General features: G+C 45.1%; 22 protein-coding genes. 9 read left to right on the top strand and 13 right to left on the bottom strand.

Annotated features, from left to right (window positions below):
• Positions 1-14 precede the first annotated feature (14 nt).
• A complete protein-coding gene (locus tag ACLVWP_RS09760; protein ID WP_413557051.1) occupies positions 15-2,327 on the top strand; it encodes an ACT domain-containing protein in 2,313 nt (770 codons plus the stop codon).
• A gap of 155 nt (positions 2,328-2,482) precedes the next feature.
• Complete coding sequence (locus ACLVWP_RS09755; RefSeq protein WP_413557050.1) at positions 2,483-3,139, top strand: PilZ domain-containing protein; 657 nt, start codon at positions 2,483-2,485, stop codon at positions 3,137-3,139.
• Here the strand turns inward: ACLVWP_RS09755 and ACLVWP_RS09750 are convergent.
• The 4 genes from ACLVWP_RS09750 to ACLVWP_RS09735 all read right to left on the bottom strand — a co-directional run bounded on the left by ACLVWP_RS09750 (position 3,136) and on the right by ACLVWP_RS09735 (position 5,436).
• A complete protein-coding gene (locus ACLVWP_RS09750; RefSeq protein WP_413557049.1) occupies positions 3,136-3,621 on the bottom strand; it encodes a hypothetical protein in 486 nt (161 codons plus the stop codon). The genes ACLVWP_RS09755 and ACLVWP_RS09750 overlap by 4 nt on opposite strands.
• A 13-nt stretch (positions 3,622-3,634) precedes the next feature.
• Positions 3,635-4,819, bottom strand: coding sequence for an MFS transporter (locus ACLVWP_RS09745; RefSeq protein WP_413557048.1), 1,185 nt, complete (start codon positions 4,817-4,819; stop codon positions 3,635-3,637).
• 66 nt (positions 4,820-4,885) lie between these two features.
• Positions 4,886-5,080, bottom strand: a complete 195-nt coding sequence (locus tag ACLVWP_RS09740; protein WP_181604127.1) for a hypothetical protein — start codon at positions 5,078-5,080, stop codon at positions 4,886-4,888.
• Positions 5,081-5,172: 92 nt separating this feature from the next.
• Positions 5,173-5,436, bottom strand: a complete 264-nt coding sequence (locus tag ACLVWP_RS09735) for a hypothetical protein (RefSeq protein ID WP_413557047.1) — start codon at positions 5,434-5,436, stop codon at positions 5,173-5,175.
• A 218-nt stretch (positions 5,437-5,654) separates the two neighbouring features.
• Between ACLVWP_RS09735 and ACLVWP_RS09730 the strand changes: the two genes are divergently transcribed.
• The 4 genes from ACLVWP_RS09730 to ACLVWP_RS09715 all read left to right on the top strand — a co-directional run bounded on the left by ACLVWP_RS09730 (position 5,655) and on the right by ACLVWP_RS09715 (position 9,959).
• On the top strand, positions 5,655-6,446 hold the full coding sequence (locus ACLVWP_RS09730) for a phosphatase domain-containing protein (RefSeq protein ID WP_413557046.1): 792 nt from the start codon (positions 5,655-5,657) through the stop codon (positions 6,444-6,446).
• Positions 6,446-7,258 (top strand): hypothetical protein, encoded by an 813-nt coding sequence (locus tag ACLVWP_RS09725; protein ID WP_413557045.1) that lies wholly within the window; start codon positions 6,446-6,448, stop codon positions 7,256-7,258. Before ACLVWP_RS09730 ends, ACLVWP_RS09725 begins: the two co-directional genes overlap by 1 nt.
• 1 nt (position 7,259) lies before the next feature.
• Complete coding sequence (locus ACLVWP_RS09720) at positions 7,260-7,697, top strand: SufE family protein (RefSeq protein ID WP_413557044.1); 438 nt, start codon at positions 7,260-7,262, stop codon at positions 7,695-7,697.
• A gap of 426 nt (positions 7,698-8,123) precedes the next feature.
• Positions 8,124-9,959, top strand: coding sequence for an amylovoran biosynthesis protein AmsF (locus tag ACLVWP_RS09715; protein WP_413557043.1), 1,836 nt, complete (start codon positions 8,124-8,126; stop codon positions 9,957-9,959).
• Between the two features lie 75 nt (positions 9,960-10,034).
• On the opposite strand, the gene ACLVWP_RS09710 is transcribed toward ACLVWP_RS09715, so the two are convergent.
• Entirely contained in the window at positions 10,035-10,292 is a 258-nt protein-coding gene (locus tag ACLVWP_RS09710; protein ID WP_413557042.1) for a hypothetical protein, read from the bottom strand.
• An 11-nt stretch (positions 10,293-10,303) separates the two neighbouring features.
• On the bottom strand, positions 10,304-11,008 hold the full coding sequence (locus ACLVWP_RS09705) for a YebC/PmpR family DNA-binding transcriptional regulator (RefSeq protein WP_413557041.1): 705 nt from the start codon (positions 11,006-11,008) through the stop codon (positions 10,304-10,306).
• A 65-nt stretch (positions 11,009-11,073) separates the two neighbouring features.
• On the opposite strand from ACLVWP_RS09705, the gene ACLVWP_RS09700 reads away from it, so the two are divergent.
• The 3 genes from ACLVWP_RS09700 to ACLVWP_RS09690 all read left to right on the top strand — a co-directional run bounded on the left by ACLVWP_RS09700 (position 11,074) and on the right by ACLVWP_RS09690 (position 13,759).
• Positions 11,074-11,874, top strand: coding sequence for a DUF455 family protein (locus ACLVWP_RS09700; protein WP_413557040.1), 801 nt, complete (start codon positions 11,074-11,076; stop codon positions 11,872-11,874).
• 118 nt (positions 11,875-11,992) lie between these two features.
• Positions 11,993-12,823 carry a substrate-binding periplasmic protein gene (locus ACLVWP_RS09695; protein WP_413557039.1) on the top strand — a complete coding sequence of 277 codons (831 nt, stop codon included), beginning with the start codon at positions 11,993-11,995 and terminating at the stop codon, positions 12,821-12,823.
• Positions 12,824-12,868: 45 nt separating this feature from the next.
• Positions 12,869-13,759, top strand: coding sequence for a substrate-binding periplasmic protein (locus ACLVWP_RS09690; RefSeq protein WP_413557038.1), 891 nt, complete (start codon positions 12,869-12,871; stop codon positions 13,757-13,759).
• Here the strand turns inward: ACLVWP_RS09690 and ACLVWP_RS09685 are convergent.
• From ACLVWP_RS09685 to ACLVWP_RS09655, 7 genes are all read right to left on the bottom strand, one after another.
• On the bottom strand, positions 13,692-15,434 hold the full coding sequence (locus tag ACLVWP_RS09685) for a hypothetical protein (protein WP_413557037.1): 1,743 nt from the start codon (positions 15,432-15,434) through the stop codon (positions 13,692-13,694). The two genes, ACLVWP_RS09690 and ACLVWP_RS09685, sit on opposite strands and share 68 nt — an antisense overlap.
• A gap of 133 nt (positions 15,435-15,567) precedes the next feature.
• A complete protein-coding gene (locus ACLVWP_RS09680) occupies positions 15,568-16,308 on the bottom strand; it encodes a pseudouridine synthase (protein ID WP_413557036.1) in 741 nt (246 codons plus the stop codon).
• Positions 16,305-16,694 (bottom strand): 6-carboxytetrahydropterin synthase, encoded by a 390-nt coding sequence (locus tag ACLVWP_RS09675; protein ID WP_413557035.1) that lies wholly within the window; start codon positions 16,692-16,694, stop codon positions 16,305-16,307. Before ACLVWP_RS09675 ends, ACLVWP_RS09680 begins: the two co-directional genes overlap by 4 nt.
• On the bottom strand, positions 16,691-17,437 hold the full coding sequence (locus tag ACLVWP_RS09670; RefSeq protein ID WP_413557034.1) for an SDR family NAD(P)-dependent oxidoreductase: 747 nt from the start codon (positions 17,435-17,437) through the stop codon (positions 16,691-16,693). Before ACLVWP_RS09670 ends, ACLVWP_RS09675 begins: the two co-directional genes overlap by 4 nt.
• Positions 17,438-17,559: 122 nt before the next feature.
• A complete protein-coding gene (locus tag ACLVWP_RS09665; RefSeq protein ID WP_413557033.1) occupies positions 17,560-18,735 on the bottom strand; it encodes a C1 family peptidase in 1,176 nt (391 codons plus the stop codon).
• 202 nt (positions 18,736-18,937) lie between these two features.
• Positions 18,938-19,156, bottom strand: a complete 219-nt coding sequence (locus ACLVWP_RS09660) for a hypothetical protein (RefSeq protein ID WP_413557032.1) — start codon at positions 19,154-19,156, stop codon at positions 18,938-18,940.
• A gap of 167 nt (positions 19,157-19,323) precedes the next feature.
• Entirely contained in the window at positions 19,324-20,529 is a 1,206-nt protein-coding gene (locus ACLVWP_RS09655; protein WP_413557031.1) for an EAL domain-containing protein, read from the bottom strand.
• Positions 20,530-20,535 lie beyond the last annotated feature (6 nt).

The raw sequence follows: 20,535 nt of genomic DNA, 5'->3' as shown, positions 1-20,535 counted from the left end.
TGATCATTTTAGATATGGCAGCCAAGACGTTTCTTTCCAGCGAGCAGCTTGTTCAAGCTCATGAAATTCTAAATCCACCACTAATGACACCTGATGGAGATGTCCGTCAGGTGTTTTGTTTTTCAAGCCAGAACTTTTCTTTGTGGTTGGGCGCAAAGCTTGAAGAGTCTTTAAAAAACAATCCTCTGTGGCGCGAAACTCATCCCATCATGTTGGGGTCTTGGGCTCGCGGCGAATTGTCGCCAAAATCTGATATCGATATTTTATTCTGTGGTGACGAAGCCAAAGTTCGCGAGTTTACGACTCAGCTCAACGAACAAGGTTTGAAGCTTCGCTATCGCATGCCTGAAAATCCGGAGGACTGGACTCAAGGGGTTGAAGCCTTCGACGTTTTAGCCTTATTAAAAGCAAAGCCACTGACTCCGGAAGGCGCACGTAAACTTTTTGAACAGCAAAAGAAGATTTGGGCCAAGAAAAACATGTGGCGCAAAGTTTTACTGAAAGCTGTTAAAGAAGAGCGCAAAGCCCGTGAGCAAAGATTTGATTCTATCACCAATTACCTAGAGCCCAATTTAAAATACGGCCCTGGTGGCTTAAGAGATTTAGAGCAAGGCTTGCAGATTTATGAAATGTTCGCTGAACGTTTCACAAATCCGGGGCATGCGCTGAATGTTTTAAATTATTATCGCGATTATCTTTTAAGCATTCGCCAAAAGCTTCATTTGGAAGGCTATAGCGATATTCTGTCCAGTGCGGCCCAGTTTGATATGGCTAAATGGATGGGGTTTAAATCTCATAAAGACTTTATGAGAAGTTTGCAGCGCGGTCTGTCCCGTGTGAATTTCTATTCTGATTGGATCATCGCTGTGGCTGATGCCCCTGAGGAAGTTCTTAAAAAAATCGAACGTTCGGAATTCTATAAGCCGAGTGATTTATTTTCTGCATTAGAGAAAAACTCCAGCGTTCTGATGCAAAAGAAAGTTCGTGAAGAGTTGGATCATTTGCTCGCGCCCGCTCAGGTAAAAAAGCTGGGCAAACTGCGTGGGCAGGAACTCGATCAAGTTTTAAGTGTTAAAGCCGCTGATGAATTTATCTTTAGCGTTTTCCGTTCTCGTTTGATCGATAAACTTGTGCCGGAAATTACTCGTTTGGTTGGTTATGTTCAGCATGATCAGTATCATCGCTATACGGCGGATTCGCATATTTTGCAGGCTTGCCGTGAAATCAAACGTGTTTTTGCTAAGCCTAAAGAGCTAGGGCCCTTGCAAGCTGTTGCTAAAAGTCTGAATGCCTATGATTGGCAGGTTTTGTCGTGGACATGTATGTATCACGATTTAGCAAAAGGTTTGGATAGTGGAGATCACGCCGAAGTCGGAACTGATATCGTTGCTCGGGATTTCAAAGCTTTCGGTTTCAAGAAAACCTTTACCGATGATGTGAAGTGGATGGTGAAAAACCATTTAGAGCTTTCACAGGCGGCCTTCCGTAAAAACTCCAAAGATCCTCGCGTGTGGCAAGAGCTTCACGATAAGGGCGTTGAGAAGAGTGCTTTAAGACGTCTGGCGATCTTTACTGCGGTTGATATCCGCGCAACGAACCCCGAAGCCTGGAATGAATGGAAAGCCCGTTTACTGGCTGAATTGGTTGAAAATCTAGAGAGTAAGAAAGCTCAAGATTATTTTGCCTTCAGAACTTTGAAAGTAAAAAAGCATTTAGATATTTCCGAAGAGATCTATGAAGAGCTTGGACCTGTCTTAGTTGACAGTCTTTCGATGAAAGATCTGGTAGAGGATCTAAAAAAAGCAGAAGACTCAGCCGAATCCCTGCCTCCTAAAATCATGGAAACGTCCCAAGGAGATATCTGGATTCGTCTTCACCAAAAACGAGACCGCAAAGGTATCCTAGCGGACTATGTGGGGCAGTTTTATTCCCTTGGCTTGGGAATTCGCCATGCCTCCATTCATACACTCCCTAAAGTGGGTGTTTACGATTGGTTCCAAGTTACCACTCAAAAGAATTTAAAAACCTTAGAACAGCTTCTAAAAAGTTCACAGCTGAAAGAAAAACTGATTCCTGTGGTTAAGTTCGACAGCATCCAGTTGATGAGTGCCCACGATAAAGAATGGGTGATTAGTTTCCGTGGTCCCGATCAGTCGGGGTTGTTGGCGGCGGCGGCGAAAGCTTTAAGTGAAAGCAACGCCAATGTGAAATCAGCCCGCGTGCACACCTGGGGTCGTCAAGTGGACGATATCTTTATGGTGAAAGCGGACGGTGATCCACAAAAGCTGATTCAAGATCTACAAAAGAAATTCAATCTAACAGAATAGTTTGTTCGTGAAGCAGATTAGGTGCACGGCTCCCCAAAAAAGGTGCCAGGCATCTTTCTATGTTCAGAGTTTTATGGACGGGTGTCTAAAACTTTGAAGGGGTGAGGCGTGCAGGTTGCTTTTTGCTGAGCCTTGTTTTTGCAAAACCTTTTAGAATGCAAAAATCCCTTCGTGAACAGCGCACAGTTTTATCATTGGTCTCCTCTAAAACCTTGTCTCATTTTGAGACTGTGTTTCGTGGGTGCTTGCTTCGTCAATGTCACAGCCTTGAAGGTTTAAAACTGCAATTAGCCCAAAACCAGAAAGTCGTGGTTTTGGCAGAGTTCGATTACTGCACCTCGCGCCACGTGAAGGCCTTTATGTCCTTAAAAGGACGTATGCGATTGATTGTGATCGCCAAGTCTATAGATGTGTCTGTCTATCAGAAATATGCTCGCCATCCTGATCTTTTGTTGATTCCGAAATCGGATATTTTGCAGGCCTTTTTCCTAACTAGTAAATTCTTTGATGGCGATCCTGTCTATATGAGGTCCGCAGTCAGACAAGAAACCAGTGCCCCGGCCTTAGTGAAAAGTACCAACTGGGTCAGTCAAGATAGTATCCGCCAGCGCAAAGGTCGCTTTATGGATTTTGCAAAGCAAGGTGCTCGCCTGTATTTGCCAGAAAGAATGTTCGGCCTTAAAGAATTCGTATCGGTGCTTTATCAGTTAGAAAACCAAGAGTGGGTCACGGTGGAGTGTCAGCTTCGCTGGGAAGTAGCCACTCCTGATGGTGGGCAAATTATGGGTGTACAGTTTTTAGCAATCGCTTAGTAGTTTGCGTGTTTGATGTCTTTTAAAAGAACACTGTGCATGCGGCCATACTTGCGACAAGCCGAGGAAGAATCCACCAGGCGATAAGTCACCTTAAGATCCCAAGTGTTTTCACGAGACCAGTAAACACGATCATAGCGGCAAGTCGTACCATCGATATACAAAGAAGCATTTTCAGCGAATTCTAAACCGTTGCGATTTGTGGTGAAAACACGGCACGTGGTCAGCTCGCACATTTTAGCGTGGTCTTTGTCGACATAGAAAATTTTAGGTTCGACTTCATTTGAAACAACGCTGGTTTTTTCATCCAGTTGGAAAGACCCCACGGCGACAGCTTTACAGTCGTTTTGTTCTAAAACGATCACATGATAGTTTCCAGCGGCAGCTCGGAATGTCGAGTAAGCACCCGTGAAGCCAACGCACGCTTTAGAGATTCCCGCTGTCATCATCAGTAATGCAAAAATCCCGAAAGCTTTGATCATCGTATGCTCCGTCTTAGGTTTTCTTTTTACGTCCTGCTAGAAAGGCTAGCGTGGCAAGTAAAGTCCCTGCAGTCAAGACGATGCAAACACCTTTCCATTGCCCAGCATTCCAGGCATAAGATCCAAGGAGTGATCCAAAGGCTCCACCCATAAAATAAGAAAACATGTAAACGGTATTTAAGCGGCTGCGGGCGTCTTCGCGAAGTGCAAAGACCCGAGTTTGATTTCCAATGTGAGTCGCTTGAATTCCGAAGTCTAAAATGAAAATACCCACAATCAATCCAACCAAACTGGTTGCTGATCCCCAAAGAATCAGGACAGAGAATGCCAATACGCCAAGACCAATTGCGATCCCGGTGCGTGCTCCTTTTTTGTCAGCAATACGACCCACGACTGGTGCAGCCAGCGCTCCCGCCGCTCCTAATAAACCGAATAGTCCAACCTCTTTCGCGCCCATTCCAAAGTGGGGAGTGGATAAAAGAAAAATCAAAGTTGCCCAGATAGAACTAAAAACACCAAAGATCATGGCACCAACAATCGCAGATTCTCGCAATGTAGGTTCTTCTTTGACTAAGGTGCCGATGGATTTAAGCAAACCAAAATAAGATCCTTTATAAGTCACCTCACTCGCCGGAAGTGCAAACCACAAGCACGTTGCTAAAACCATCATCAGGGCGGCTGCCGCGTAAAACACCACGCGCCAACCAAAGATATCTCCGATGAAACCCGCGATGGTGCGTGAACATAAAATCCCAATCAGTAATCCACTCATGATAATGCCAAGGACTTTGCCGCGACTTTCGTTTCCGGCCAAGTGGGCTGCGAACGGGATAATTAATTGCGGAACCATAGTGAAAAGACCAGTCAGGAGGCTTGCCACGATCATCATCCAAAGTCCTGTGGCTGTTGCAGCCATCAACAAGGCAATGGTGACTAAGAGGGAAGTAATGACGATAAGTCGGCGACGCTCGAACATGTCTCCCATAGGGACAAGGAACAACATCCCCAAGGCATACCCCACCTGCGTGAGTGTGGGAATAATTCCAATCTCTTTAACACTCACCCCGAATTCTTTTTGCAGTTCTGCGAGCAAAGGTTGGTTGTAGTAAAGATTGGCGACACTAAGACCGGTGGCGATAGCCATGATCCAAACAGTCGTCGCAGAAAGTTTATTCGGGTGCGCTTGAGATGTTGTCATGATGAAGATCCGAATGATGAAAAGAGGGAGAAATAAAAAACCCACTTTGTAAGTGGGTTTTAAGATCTAGTTCGATTTTTTCTTAGGAGCACCAGTAATACCAGTGTGGTTTCTCCAGTTGTATTGAGGGTCCGTTTTAGTACGGTTGTGCCAAGCTTCCCATTTTTTCTTAGGGAGTTTGTGGGAGACATTACCTTTTTCGTCGAAGATATCTGGGTCTTTGCCAGTTAAGAATTCAAGTACGGATTTCATGATACCCATGTGAAGCTGCTCCTTAGATAAATACAGGAGCCAGTATAAAGCAGGACTTCCAAGGGGGGAATAGGAAATCCTGCCGTAATGCGTTGAATTAATTAAGAGCGTGGGTTTGCGCAAACATCGATAATGTCGAGGCCGCGGTCTTCAGAAACTTTGCCAGCACCTTTAAAGTGGTTAAAGCACTGTTGAGCAGCAACCTGGAAGGCGTCTTCATAGCTCGCTGCTTGTTTCTTAACCTCAAAGGATTCACCTGAAAGCTTGTATTTGAACGTATATTCCTTTTGAACGGCATCTTTAGAGATCCAAGCAAAAGAGCTGCATGAGTAAGCTAGTACGAAGATAGTTAAAAGTGCTTTCATAGAATCCCCCTTAGGATTTCGTTTTTGTTAGTTATTGATAGGTAAAGCACGGGGCGTGCCAGAATATCGTGCACAGCACCTAAAAAGGGCTTTGTAAGTCTACGAAATTGTTGATCTAATTCATCTCACTTTGAGCCACGAAAGACCCCTGTTCAGTTGTGAGACAGGTGACGTGAATGGTGCAAGCCCTGTAGAGGGTTTTGACAGGAGGGGATTCCTTGAAAAAGTTATTAGTTTCGTTCGTCTTGTTGTTCGTGGGCCTATCGGCCTCTGCGCAAACGATTGTGATTAGCGATATCGATGATACGATCCGTCCTCAATACGTGCAGGATCTGTCTGAGGCTGCAAAGTATGCCTTCGACAAAGAAAGCCTGTTCATCGGAATGAGCGAGCTTTTCAATGTCCTAGTTCAAGATTCTAAGGTCAGTATGTTTTACGTATCCCGCGCTCCCGAGTGGTTGATGGGGAATACGCACAGAGAGTCCCTTAACCGCGGTAATTTCCCTTATGGGGTTTATTTCCCCCGCACGGTTTACTCAAAGGATGAGCACAAGATTAAGACCCTAGAGGCCATTATTGATCGCACTCGCCCGGCTGACGTGATCATGTTGGGGGATAATGGGGAGGTCGATGCGGCGGTTTATAATACGATCGCTCAGATGTACCCTGGAGTGCGCTTTCATCAGTTCATTCGTGATGTCTATAACACTCGCAAATACGGTGGCGAGGGTGCCTCGCTTTACGCGGGTCAGATGTATTTCGTGACTCCGATTGAGGTGGCCCTGGTGTTACAAAGAGAAGGGTTTTTGAAAAATTCTTCAGTGCGCCTGTTAGTTGATTACTTGGTACCACGAATTGTGGCAGAAAAGGGGAAACCAAAGCGAGGAGTGATGGCCTTCCCATACTTTGTGGAATGCCGCGATTTCATCTGGTCCTGGGACCACGAAATCAGCAACTATCCTTTGCTTGAAAAACTCAAAGCGAAGATAGAAAAACGCTGCTCGAATTAATGATATTGAAATACCAGCTTCCGCAAGTTTATCACAACCTACTTCCCCGCGAAGTCCTGCAGTTCGAGCCGCAGGAAACTAAAGCTACATGTGATACTTGCGCGATGTCTCGTCCTCGCGAAAAAGGTAAAATCCATTATCGCGAGGATTTAAAGTGCTGCACGTTTCATCCGTTCATTCCTAATTTCATGGTGGGTGCCTTGTTCAGCGATCCCACAGCCACTGAAGCCCACCGCATATTTCGCGCTAAAATGGAAAACCGTGAGTACGCTTTGCCGATTGGTATGGTGGCTCCGGTTAAATATCAAGTCGCTTTTAATAATCGTGAAGAGGGCGACTTTGGTCAGCGTGAAGACTGGCTTTGCCCGTACTATAACAAAGAAAAAAAGAACTGCAACGTGTGGAGAAATCGCGGCGTTGTTTGCACGACATTTTTCTGCAAAAGCTCCTACGGGGACCGTGGCATCGAGTTTTGGGACAGCCTCAATAACTACCTTTGGTATGTTGAGTTGGCTCTTTTAGAGGAAGCCCTGGTGATGATGGATTTCTCTCCACGTCAAACCATGCAGCTTTTAGATTATCACAATCGCACGGACGGCACTGCGGCTGAGAAAAAGTCGTGGAGTATGGACGCTAAGAAGCATAAAGAGCTTTGGAACGGTTATCACGAAGATCAAGAGGGCTTTTACAAAAAGTGCTTTGAGATCGTGTCAAACTTAGATAAAAAAGCCTTCCACGAAATGATAGGGGAGCAAGGTCAGTCCTTAGAGGAAACTTTGTTCGAGATCCTTCCAACGTTGAAAGTGATTTAAGATGTCTACAATTCAAGAACGCCAAGCCAAAATCATTTCTGACTTTTCCGCATTCACGGATTGGGAAGATCGTTATAAGAAAATCATCGAAATGGGTAAATCCTTGCCTGAAATGCCCGAAGAGCTAAAGACCGAGCAGAACATCGTTAAGGGTTGTCAGTCGCAAGTATGGCTTCACGCTGCGATGTCTGATGATGGCAAGATGATGTTGGTCGGCGATAGCGACGCATTGATCGTTAAAGGCCTTGTGGCGCTGTTGTTAAAGGTCTATTCAGGTGCGACGCCTAATGAAGTTTTGATGACGCCACCGGAGTTCTTGCGCGCTTTGGGCTTCGAGGGAAATCTCTCCCCAAGCCGCGCCAACGGTTTGCACTCGATGCTAAAGCAAATCAAGCTTTACGCGACAGCCTTCGATTACATGTTGAAGCTTAAGAAGTAGTTAGTTGCTTCTGTATGAAATTCATTGAAGACAAAACTTCGGCTGCTCTCATAAAGCAGCCGTTTTTATTTTTTCATCTGCGCATGTCTGTATCGAAAAGAGAATCCGTCTTTATCACTGTCTAAAAAATGGTAGATCTGGATTGGTTACTAAGGACATCAATAAATTCGAGTGTCTTATTATAGTCCTGACTACAGAGTGAAAAGTCGAAGTCAGAGTGCCTCATAATTCAAAGAAAGAATCGCTTTCCAAGTAAGCGTTGTTCCTCAATATTTCTCATTACTCCAAGATCGCAAAACTCCCTCAACGAATTCTGTTGGATCGCTTTCTTCGTCAGAAAGATCTTTAAATTGTCTAAGCTATTGATTGGTTATTCGTACGAGCCGAACATTAGAGAGCAAAGATCGTTTAACAAAAGGATGATGAATGAAAAGAAGACAAGTTTTGCAATCCGCTGCCTCCTCTTTTGTTGCTGCTCTATCAGTCGGTGCTATTTCCAACCGTGCTGAAGCGGCTGCTTTACCAGCAAGTTACTCTCAGGGAGACATCGGGTCTGTCATCGAGTTGCGTTCGACACGTCCTTCAATTAATGGCGCTAAGATGACAGTAAGAAGTTACCATTCGGGACTTAACGTTGGTGGTGGTGACTTTATCGGTTACTTGTCAACTGGAGTAGATGATGGCGGGACTGTCTTTGCTGGCAGTGGCTTTCATTGGCGTCGCGTGATCAATGATCCCAACAATCTGACTATTGTTGATTTTGGTGCAAAGCCCGACGGTGTAACTGATTCGGCGGCGGCGATCAAAGCGATGTATGAGTGGTCAGTAGCTGCCAATTTAAGACAAATTGGTGTTCAGTTTCCTGCGGGCAGATTCTTTGTATCTAAGGTAGATATGGGAACGGCAGAGATTCCATTTTTCCGTCTGGCGGGTGCATCTGTTAATTTCGGCTATTTTGCGGCGACAACGTTGGTCTCGGATGGCAAGGTTTCTCCATTGTTTAAGGTCAATGCGCGCAGAGCAGAGATTTCAAATATGATCTTTGATGGACAGATTAATAAATTTACTAATTACCAAGGGTTCTATCACAACACTTGTAAAGGTGGACAGTTTTTCCGTGGGTCCCAGTTACGCTTTCAGAATGTCGGAGGGGCTTCTTTAAGTCTGGTAGATACGCTAGATTGCAAAATTGACCAATTCTATGCCAATGCCTGTATAAATGATATCGTTAGAGCTCAATGGTCAGACCAAGAAGCTGGAGCTTGGGATCACAGCACGGCGATTGAGCTTTCCAACTTCAACATTCAAAGATGCACAGCTGGAAAGGTGTTCAACATTCCACGTTGTAGTCAGTCGTTAATTTCTAATGGATGGATTGAGCACTGTGATAATCCAGGCGATATCTCCAACGGACAATGGATTATTGATGCCTTAAGTCTTGAAGGTTGTACGAAGCCGTTGAACGCGCGTTACTCGCGCTTGAATATGCGTCAGATTAATTTGCAATCTGGAAGCAGCATTGACAATTCCGATACTGGCGATAACCCGAAGCGCTGGTTGAGTGCATGGGAGATGGGTTCGACGAGAGTTGAGTCCTTTGGTGCCATCGTCGACGGAAGTTTGAAGTACGGTCACATCAATTCGAGTTATAAACTGAGCAACAATACCGGCTCGGCTGAGTGGTTTCAGATAGGCAATTTCTTTACGCCGACAATGGGTGACAGTTGGGAAATTGAGCTGTTTGGTCAAACACAATATAACGCCGGCGGCGGCAGTCAGGCTTTGACGAATCTGATTGGCGGTAAAACCACTGGGGGAAAAGCTACAATTTCTTTGCAACGCAAAGGGAATAACAAGGCGGAAGCCACTTGGTCGGCGGAAGGAAGTTCTCCCGTGCTGGCAGTGCGAATTGAGGCACGGACCGCTACAGATACTAAAGTATACGTTAAGATCAATAACTGGACACCAATGATTAGTATCTTAATGAAAAGTAACGGTAAGGATCGCTATGAGGCTGGGATGTGCTTACGCTTCGACCCGGTCATGGCTAAGGAAGCTCCAGGAGATGCGACTGAAAATGCACCAGCGCGCTTTAGTCTGCACAATGGACAAGCCGGAATCGGTGGTAATGAGAATGGTGACTTGTTGATGGCCTCGCGAATTGTAGGTGCTGATTCGGTCAACACTACAAAAGCCAAAGGTTACATGTCAGTGATAATTAATGGTGAGCAAGTTGCAATTCCTTATTTTGCTCTAAAATAGTCGCACATTGATCGATAAGAATAAAAAAAAGGCAGGAGATGATCCTGCCTTTTTTATTTTGTCTTAGAAGTTAAATTACTTCGTGCTGATGTGTTTGTCTTTGCAAGCGTCAATAGCTTCTTTAGTCAAAGTGACACCTGCAACTGGTTTGCCCTTCATGATTGGATCGATACAATCTTTCCAAAGGCCTTTGCCGTCTTTTTGTTCGCCTTTTTTAAAGCCAGCGCCCTCGCAGGCTGCTTTAACTTGGTTGCAAGGATGCTCTTTCGGAGCACCTTGCGCGAAAGCAGAAACAGAACCCAGAAGTGTTAGAGCGATAATAACTGATTTCATTTCTAAACTCCTTAGATTGTCGCGTGTACGCGGTGAGTGTCGTCCATATCGTCAAGATAGTTCAAGAACTCCTCAACGTCTTTTCTTTGGTCATCGTTAAGCTCAGTGATGTTCTTAGCTTTGTAAGAAAGCTCAGACTTAGTCACTTTCCAGCCACGTTTGATCAAAGCATCACGAACAGAATCAAGATCTGTAGAGCCTGTGTAGAACTCGTAAGAGCCTTCGTCTTCGCCTGGACCAACTTCGTTTGCGCCTGCTTCGATAGCTTCTTCGTCTGGATCAAAAGTTCCAGCTTTAACGCCTTCCAAAAGACCTACGTGTTCGAACATCCACGCAACGGAACCAGTCTCACCCATATTGCCTTCATGAGATTTAAAAGCGTGGCGCATGTCTGGAGCTGTTCTGTGTTTGTTGTCTGTTTGGCATTCAACGATAACGCCGACACCGTGAGGGCCGTAGCCTTCGTACATCAACTCTTCGATGATTTTGCCGTCATCCAAAAGACCTGCACCTTTTTTGATGGCGCGATCGATTGTATCATTCGGACAAGATACTTTTTTAGCAGCGTCGATCGCCAAGCGAAGACGTGCATTGGCTGCCGGATCAGGGCCTCCAACTTTAGCCGCGACTTGAATCTCGCGCGCTAGTTTTGTGAATATTTGACCCTTTTGTTGGGCTTTCTCTACTTTACCTGCGGTTTTCCATGATTTTCCCATGAGAGGAATTTCACCAAATCACGAAGTATTTGGCAAGTCGGGGAGCTACATGTAAAACCGTCCCCATGTTAACTTTCGAAATCGCCGATGTTTGGGCAAAAATTAATCAGATTGAGCAGTCTTGTGAGGAGGCTTTTAACCTTAAAGCCCCTCATTTGGCTCCCAAGGACCCGAATCGCGATATTGACTTGCTGCATCCAAAGTATCATCCACCCAAGAAGGGTTTTTCAACCATCGAAGGCCAAGCCCGCATGCTCCATGATTTGGCGAGCATAGAACTTCAAGCCATGGAGTTAGGGGTTCGAACGTTGGCGGAGTATCCAGAGGCTCCACAAGGATTCAAAGAGGAATTGGTCGCAGTCACTGTTTCCGAGGCCCAACATCTGCGCATGTGTTTGGAAGGCATTGAAAAACTCGGATTCAAATGGGGCGACTGGCCCGTTCATGCAGCTCTTTGGTATGCCGTGGCTCCCGAAGATACTTTATTGGATCGTATCTTGATCGTGCATCGTTATCTTGAAGGCAGTGGTCTGGATGCAGGCGATACATTGATTCGTCGCTTAGAGGGCACGTCAGGTAAAGAAACAATTCAAAAAATTGTGAAGCAGATTAATTTCGAAGAAATCGGTCACGTTGAATTCGGATCACGTTGGTATCGTGAGATCTGTCGCCAAGACAAGATTGATCCAACTGTGGATTTTCCAAAACGCATGGATGATCTTCGTCATCGTTTGCCGAAACGTGTGGAGCCGATCAATCGAATCCTTCGTGGTAAGGCGGGATTCACTGATGAAGAGATCCAGTACTACGAAAGTCTGCGTTTAGATTTCATCAATCCGCTGTCCGCAATCACACAGAAGTCATAAAAATTCCCAATAATAAACACGATATGGTTTTTCGTATTCCCATGGGAAGCCAGCAATTCCTCTAGGAATTGGTCTTTGTTTTGACTTTAAACACACGCGTTCGATAGTCTCGTGACATATGTTGAGTCTTTTAGTGACACTTGCATTTTCGTTTTCTGTACGCGCAGAGGGGCCGTTGGCTTTGCGTCCAGACACTGCTTGTGAAAAACGCTATGTGGTCTCTTTCATGAACGCAGCTCCTGGATTCTTTACGGATGAAAAAGGCAACAAGCAGGGCTCTTCGTTTGAGATTCTTCAAGAGGTGATTCGTCGTCTGGGGTGTAAAGTCACTGAGGAAACCAGCTCTCACTTTGCGAGCACAGAAGGTTTTGTTCGTAATCGTGTTGATATTTTCGGTATCACCAATAAATCTGAAAAAATGAATAAGACGGGTGAGTTTGTCGAGATGTATCGCGTACCACGCTCGTTGGTAATTCGTAAAGATGCGCTCTTGACTGAGCCCACTATCGAAAGTGTGCTTAAGAATAAAAAAATTAATTTTGTCGGAATTATCGGTGGTTTGTTCTTCATAAAAGAGAGCGAAAAAGAAAAGCTCTTTAAGGAACATCGTCTCCGTGAGGTTCCAGGGCCTTCGGAAATCTATACGGCTTTGGATGAGGGACGAGCGCAGGCGACATTCAGCTCTCCAGCATTTACCGCTTATTATCTAGGAAAGAGCGATAAGCTGAAAAAATTCAAAGTTATTCCCGATCATAAGTCTGAATGGCAGTCATTGGGATTTTATCTTTCAACTAACAGGCTTTCAAAAACAGAGCGTGAAAAGATAAAAGGTCTGATTCATGGCATTCGTCAGGATGGGACGCTGTTGAATATTCAAAAGAAATACGTTCAGCCCGAAGATTTTGATTACTATCATCCGGAAAAAACTAAGGACGTTGGTCGCCTGTAATTTGAAATCATGACAGCGGTTTCGTTCTCTCGATATTCTTAAGTCATGCTCGCATGGCTTCTAATCCTATTTAGTCTAACTCCGTCGCATGCTCAGTTTAAATTCCGAGATCCTGCAAGCACGCCTGCTGCATGCGAAAAACGCTATGTCATTGCTGTGATGAATTCTCCGCCAAGTTATTTCGTCGAGAAAGGTAAGAAGACCGGGGTTGGCTACGATATTCTTACTGAGGTCGTTAGAAGACTTCAGTGCAAGTACACCGATATGATTAGTTCTAATTCCTCCCTCATTGCGTCTTTTGGACGAAGGAGTGTCGATCTTTTTGGCCCCTTGCTTTCATCAGCACAGCTGGCTCAGGGAGAGTTTATACTCACTTGGAAGCTCCCCAGATATCTTGTGGTTCGTAAAGATGCGAGTGGCTCCTCATTGCCGGATGTGAAGAGCGTTGTCAGTGATTCGAAAATGATTTTTGGAAATCTAATTAGTGGAAAGTTTTTTTTGAATGAGCAGGAGTTAACTAAGCTTTTTGCGGAAAAGCGTTTGAAAGAGTATCCCTTGCCTGAAGATTTAATGATCGCGCTTAAAGAAAACAAGATACAGGCACTTTTCGCGGGACCTTTTGTTCTTTATCACTATATCACTCGCAGCGGACAGGCAGATCAGTACCACATTATCGAGGATAAGACGTCTCCGCTGGTAGAGACGGGTTTTTTTATGTCGACGACGCGCTTATCTGCTCAAGAAAGAAAGCGCATTCGTCAGGTATTTAAAGAGATGCAAGAGGATGGGACCTTGCTAAAGATCGTAAAAAAGTATCTGGCACCCGAAAGCTATCGTCACTTTGCAGGTGAGGATCTAGTCACAAGACTTAGTAGCCATAGATATCGCGATTTGAACAATTCCAAATATTTTTCATTTGATTACCACGAATTTTGAAAGTCTCCGCCAAAAGATAGCATTCCGGGCGAGAATTCAAAAAGCGTGGCTTGTTATTGCTCCAGCAATACCAGCGCATATCATCGGCGTTTTCTGGATCAGGATTGCGATTGGCAAAATAGTCACAAACATCTGGGGAAAGCTTAGCTTGATTTTCACTCAAGCAGCTCCATTCTTTGCCTTGGCTGTATTCGGTTCTGTTTTCAGCATTCAGCACGCAGGTCGCAAGGCCTGGGCCCATGAGTAGGGAGTATTTGTATTGCTGAAGGATCTTGTTAGCACTCATAAAGATACGAGCACGTAAATCAGAGTCCGCATTTTTTAGAATCATCGACAAGAATGGCATATCGTTTTGATTCCAGAAAGGCTTCATAACTTGCAAGGCGATCGTGCGTTCGTGCTCTTTGTCGGGCATGCCGATTTTTCCGAAAAGGAAATCTCTCGTATCATCGTTCAAAGAATCATAGCAACCTAAGGTCAGCATAAAGTAAGGAGACTTTTTTGTAAGTTCTTGCAGACGAAGGTAAGTCATATTCTGAAAGCCAGGCTCATCACGGATGATCCCGCAGATTTGGCGAACCTTCGCGTAATTCATCGTTTGACCGTAAGCTTGATCTAAAAGCATACGAACTTGCATGTCGCGAGTGATAGGATCAACTAAGCCAAGACTTCCCGCGACCTGCATCACATCATGCTGGATCGTCACTAACTGGGAGTTGTTGTTCTTAATTTTTGTCAGGGACTGTTTGATGATATTTTTTGTCGAAGCATCGATTTGTCCAGAAATGCTGTCACCGTAGGAAAGCTGGCTTGCCAGGGAATCAAAGTACATTGTGACTTTATTTTCTTGAGCGATTTGAGTGACGGCTTTACTTTGCACAGATTTATCTGACGAGCGAAGGGCGCAATACAATCCACGAGCGTCTGGAGGGACAGCTTTAGATGGATTGGTTTCACGGAATGCTTGGCCCTTGAACGCGTTTAAAAGGGCATTGTTAGGAGCGGCTGACAATCTGTCTAAGTGAGAGCCGTAGTTACCAACATTTTTAATATAATTGCGCAAAAGGGGAGCTGCGTATTTTCCCAAAGGACCGGTGCTGTAAAAGCCATAAAGTTTTTGAGTGTCAGGGAAAATCGAAGCAAAACGCTTTTCAAGGCTGAAGCCTTGTTGGGAATAGCGAGAGGCCACAACTTGTTCTGCAAAGTCCAAAGGAATGCCATCATTCAATAGGACATTCAGGTATTGATCAATCGTGCGGTGGTCGCGGCTTTGACTTGCCAGCGTGTTACAACCCATCAAAAAGACTTCTTTAGGATTTTTCAAGATACCAGGGCAAGAATTATCACAGCTGGCTTTTTCCATTTCCGCCATATCGATCGTTTGCGAAGTGCCCTCACCAAAGAACAAACCACCAAAGTGGCCAGAGATCAAAAGCACGTCACATTGCAGACCGCTTCTGCAAGCATTTTGAAACCAACGGGGGTCTTTGTTGTCGGGAACCAACTCCACAAAGTTCCAGCCTTGAGAAGTCAGGGCGGCCTGGAAGGTCGCGATTTCATCGCTGGAGTTTAGGGTCATACTGCAGAAAGTTTTCGCAGCAAGGGCTTGGCTGGAGATTAAAAGTCCCGCGATTGAGGCACCTAAAATGTATTTAATGAAACGAAGTGTTTTCATATTCCAGCTTACATCCTATGGGTTGTTCCATGGAAATTCTTATGCAAGCCAGGTGCTTATATGAGGGGGAATATAGTGGAATTGACAGAGTTTTAACTGTCTAAGTGCCCCTTAGGGGCACCCATTTTGAGTCCTAATCAAGGCTCTCGTCTTCCTCGAGGAAGCGCCATTTTCCCTCTGGGAGTTTACCCAGACGGATGTTCCCAATGCGCACGCGTTTAAGTCCCGTGACCTTTAAGCCCACAGCCTCACACATACGACGGATTTGACGTTTTTTTCCCTCTTTAAGAACGAAGCGAAGTTGGTCGTCGTTGATCCATTCAACCTGTGCTGGCTTCAATTCTTTACCGTCTAAAGAAAGCCCGTGACGAAGTAGTTTTAATTTATCGTCTGGCAGATGGCCCTGAACGCGAACGATGTATTCCTTCTCGAGTTTCGTTTCTTCGTTGATGATTTTTTTAGCGATACGACCGTCTTGCGTGAAAAGCAAAAGACCTTGGGAGTCGATATCCAGACGACCCGCAACTGCGATGCCCTTGAGGTGTTCTGGTTTCAAACGCTGCTTGGATTCACCGAACTGATTCTGATCCGTGATCAGGCGAATAGCGGGGATGTACTGAGGCTCTGGTTGAGAGGAGACATAACCTACCGGCTTATTCAAAAGAATCGTCGCCAGGCGCTTTTGCTGCTTAAGAGCCGCTGCCTCCAGAGTGATCTTAACGTCGGTATCGACCTTTGTTCCCAATTGATCGATTTTGATCCCGTTAACCATGACCAAGCCGCGAGAGATGTAATCATCCGCTTCACGACGGGAGCAGATGCCTCTTTCAGCCATTAGCTTGGATAAGCGGACTTTTTCTTTTTCTTCACTCATGGTTGGATCTCCATCCACAGGTCATTCATCTCATACAATCGAATATGGGCGATCTTGCTAGCTGGCAAATGCTCTTTGAGCTTTTCCAGAAAATACAGGGCGATATTCTCTGTGGTGGGAATTTGCGTCTTAAATTCCGGGATCACAAAGTTCAAATGCTCGTGATCCAGCACAGACGTGAGGCTTTTTAGCAAGCCTTGGTACTCTTCAACCTTTACTTGAAGCTCGCCTTCCGTCAGATGAAAACCTACTTCAAGTGTGTAGTTGTGCCCATGGCCGTGTTCGGTAAAACATCTGCCAAAGTTCTTGAGGTTTTCCTCTGAACTCCATAGGGGTTGGTGATAAAGGTGCGCGCTGGAAAAGCCGCTCTTTAAAGTTAAAATCATGAGATTGTGATCCCACCATCAATTGGCAAAACAGCGCCCGTCGTCCAGCTGGAATCATTGCTTCCTAGGAAGTAGATGGCCTTCGCAATTTCATCAACAGTTCCAATACGTCCCAAAGGTTGCATCGGGCCCATTTTCGCAACGCTTTCTGCTTTCATCGCTTCGTCCAGGGCATGGAAAGAATGAATAGGCGTGTCCACAATACCTGGCGCGACACAGTTTGCACGAATGCCGAAAGCTCCACCCTCTAAGGCGTTGCTTTGAGTGTAATTGATCATAGCTGCCTTCATCGCAGAGTAAGCTGAAGTCGCAGCTGTGGGTTTTAGTCCCAGTGACGAGGAGACATTGACGATAGAGCCGCCACCGTGTTGTTTAAAATAAGGGAAAAAAGCACGAGTGAGGCGAACCGCGCTCATGAGATTGACTTCGAATTCACGCTGCCAAAGCTCATCAGTGCCTTGCTCTGTCGAATGGACATCAAAAATTCCAGCGTTATTTACAAGGACTTCCACGCGATGAATATTCGTCGCTAGGATCTCTGCGATGCGTTTATTCAAGGCTGCTACGTCAGTTAAATCACAGCTCATCAGGGAAGCACCCGCACGGCATTGCACAGCGACCTCAGCGAGGCGATCTTTATTGCGACCCATCAGATAGACAAAGTAGCCGTTTTTACCAAAGTGAATGGCTGTGGCTGCTCCAATACCGCTGGATGCACCGGTGATGACGACTGCTTTTTTCATAGTTAGGACCCCTGTCTCAAAGTAAGACTTATGCTAACAAAGGACACGGCCGATAGGAAGTCATGTCATTGCGCGAAGCTGCTTCTATTGGATTTAAATATTTCATTTTCGGGACGGCGATCCTAGTTGCCTTTTACGGACATTTTTAGGACCACACCGGGGTTGTTTTCCGAATAGGTAATGCCTTTAGCGAAGGCTCTGAAGTAATCATCATACATGTGATAATAACCCTCATCGCCATTTTGCTCGCCCCAGCTGTTTTTGATTTTCCATTTTAAAATTTTGCCTGTTTGCGGATCGCGTTCGTAACCCACGATTTGCACTGCATGGCCGCCGCCATTTTTATCGAATTGAGTGCGGAGCTCTCGAGGCAAAGGCTTTGCATAGGACGGCGTATAGAAAGCGCGGATCGACATAATGCCTGTGGTTTTATCAACGTATTCAGCGTGATGTTCGTAAGCCAGGTAAACCATTTGCCCACGGTCAATCAGGGCTGTGGCTGTTTGTTCGGCTTGATCTAGGTGAGTATAAAGACGGGTGTCTCTGCCGACTTGTTCTGCATGAATCATCCCTTTGCGGTTTGCCATAATGATGATTTGCGTTTGTGCACCGGTAAAGAATTTAAAGTATTGATTCCCGAACTCCTGGGGAGTCCACTCGCGCCCTTGCCAAGTAAATTTCGCAGGCAATTCGCCAACGACATCAGTAAAGAGTGCTTTTAACTGTTCAGAGCCCTGTTGGATGATTCGCTCTTTTTGCTCTGGAGTCTTGGCCTTCGCTGCTGCCGCCTTAGTGCGAGCAATGATGTTTTCAAAGTACTCTTTGAGTTTTTGCGCTGTTGGATTTTTATAAAATTCAGTTTTCGGAGTCCAAACGCCCTCGGGCATCAATCCATATTTTAAAATACTATCGCGCGAGTTCAAAGGACCTGCACCCAATTCAATATTGGCTTTGTCGTCAGCTATGCGCATTTGCTCCAACGAGCGAGTTAAGAGTTGCTGAGCGCTTAGGTAATGATTTGAAAGAGGTAAAGTCTCTCCGGTGCGCAGAGTGTAGGTTTTTTCAAGGGACGCCAGCCATGAATGTAAATGGCAGGTGCCTAAATTACATTGATTCTTAATCGCTGTTTCTTGCGCAATTTCTTTGCTGTAGTTTGTGTTGTGTTTAAAATCCGTGCGCAATTCTCCCCAGGGAGTTCCCGAGAAAACATGCATGCACAAAGGTGGGCCTGCGGCAGCAGCCAAATTGACAGTCCCAAATTGAGACATAAATAGAAACACGAAGGCGATAATTCTCATGCCCTTAGAAAATGCAAAGGGGAGACCAAGATTCTTAGTTTCTGATGGAACGTGCTTGATCTGGTGAGGTGAGATGAAAATGAGTTGAGTGGGGTGACAGAAATGGGAACCGTATGTTCACCCAGTGGTCGCGGCAATAAAAAAAGCCAGGATGGGAGTCCTGGCTTTTAACGGATTTCGGATTTTTAAATAGGAACGAAAATTAAGCGGCTTTGCGCGCTACGAACTGATAGTACTTCTTATCGAAGTCTGCAGCCTTAGCACCTTCTTTAGTGATCAAACCTTCTTTGAACCACATGAAATGCTCTGCGCAGAAAGAAGCTTTTTCAGCTTTCTTTTTGCAGCCTTCGCCACAGCATTTTTCAGAAGCTAAAGATACTACGTTATTTGGAATTTGTTTTTCAAACTTTTTGTCAGCCATCTAGTGACCCCCAGTTGTAAATCTTAAGCTGGTTAAATGTCTTAAGACATAGAGCTTATCGGCGTTGGTCTAACCGACTTGAGTCTGCCTGGAGAAAAGTTCGAATAACTGGACCATGGGTTTACATGGTCTCAGTTTGATACGCTAGTTTATGGTTTAAAGTGAATTTAAATGAGTTGCATGAAGGCAAAGTGGTCCACAGGTTTCGAAAACAGATAACCCTGACCATATTGTGCACCCAAGGTTTCGATAACCAAGGCTTCATCCTGGTGTTCGATACCTTCTGCGATAATTTCAAAATCCATTTCACGAGCCAGGTAGATGATACCACTGACAACGGCTTTGGATTTTGGATCGCTTAGAACTTTCATCACAAAGGAACGATCGATTTTTAGGTAAGTGATCGGCATTTGAGTCAGATACTGCAAACTTGAAAAGCCGGTCCCGAAATCGTCGATGGAGATCGCATAGCCATGCTGACGGCACTTGTGCAAAGTCTCAAGAGCCAGAACGCCATCCATCATCACGCGCTCGGTTACTTCGAGTTTGATGTTTTTAGCTTCCAAACCTTGTTTTTCGCGAAGGTCTTCTAGGTTTTCTAGAAAATCTGAGTGAGTAAACTGACGGCCTGAGATGTTGATACTCATCATGAACTCATCAGCTTCTTTTTTCTTACCCTTTGCGATCAAGTGTTCTTGAATCACTTTAAGTTCTTTAAGGGCAGCACTGATAATCCAGTGACCAATAGGAATTACCATTGAAGAGTTTTCGATAACATCAATAAACACATTCGGAGAAATCAAACCACGAGTCGGGCTCTTCCAGCGTAGTAAGGCTTCGCAGCCTTTGATTTTGCGGGATTTCAGTTCAACGATCGGCTGATAGAAAAGTTCAAATTCTTTATTTTGGAAGGCTTGAAAGATTTCGTTTTCTAATTTGATTTTTTGTAAAGCGTCGGCTGCGCCATCATCGCCCTCAAGCATGCTTTCGATTTGCATGTCGGCGATTTTCAAATTGCCACCCAAATTCATATTGGTATTACGGCGAAGTCTTTTCAAAAGAACACGCATCAAAAGCTGAACAACTGTGTCTGCCATCGAAATGCGCTCTAATAACTGCTGCTTAGTTACGATACTTAAACGAACATCCTCAAGAGCTCTAACAGAAGCGGAGCGATCTTGATTATCAATCAATGACATCTCTCCGAAAATTTCACCTTCACCTAAGATGGAGATAGGGATCTCTTCTTGATCTTTGGTTAAGAAAATAAGTACGCGACCTTTTTCGATGATGTAGGCGCAGTCTCCCGCGTCCCCCTCAGTAAAAACGATCTGATCCTTCAGAATATCCACAGATTGAGGCAACAATGTCATATGCAT

Origin of the sequence: Bdellovibrio sp. HCB209, from assembly GCF_047306065.1 — a bacterium.
In the GTDB taxonomy this organism is placed as follows: Bacteria; Bdellovibrionota; Bdellovibrionia; order Bdellovibrionales; family Bdellovibrionaceae; genus Bdellovibrio.
Note: the sequence above shows the minus strand (reverse complement) of the source record. Positions and strands in the feature narration are given on the sequence as shown.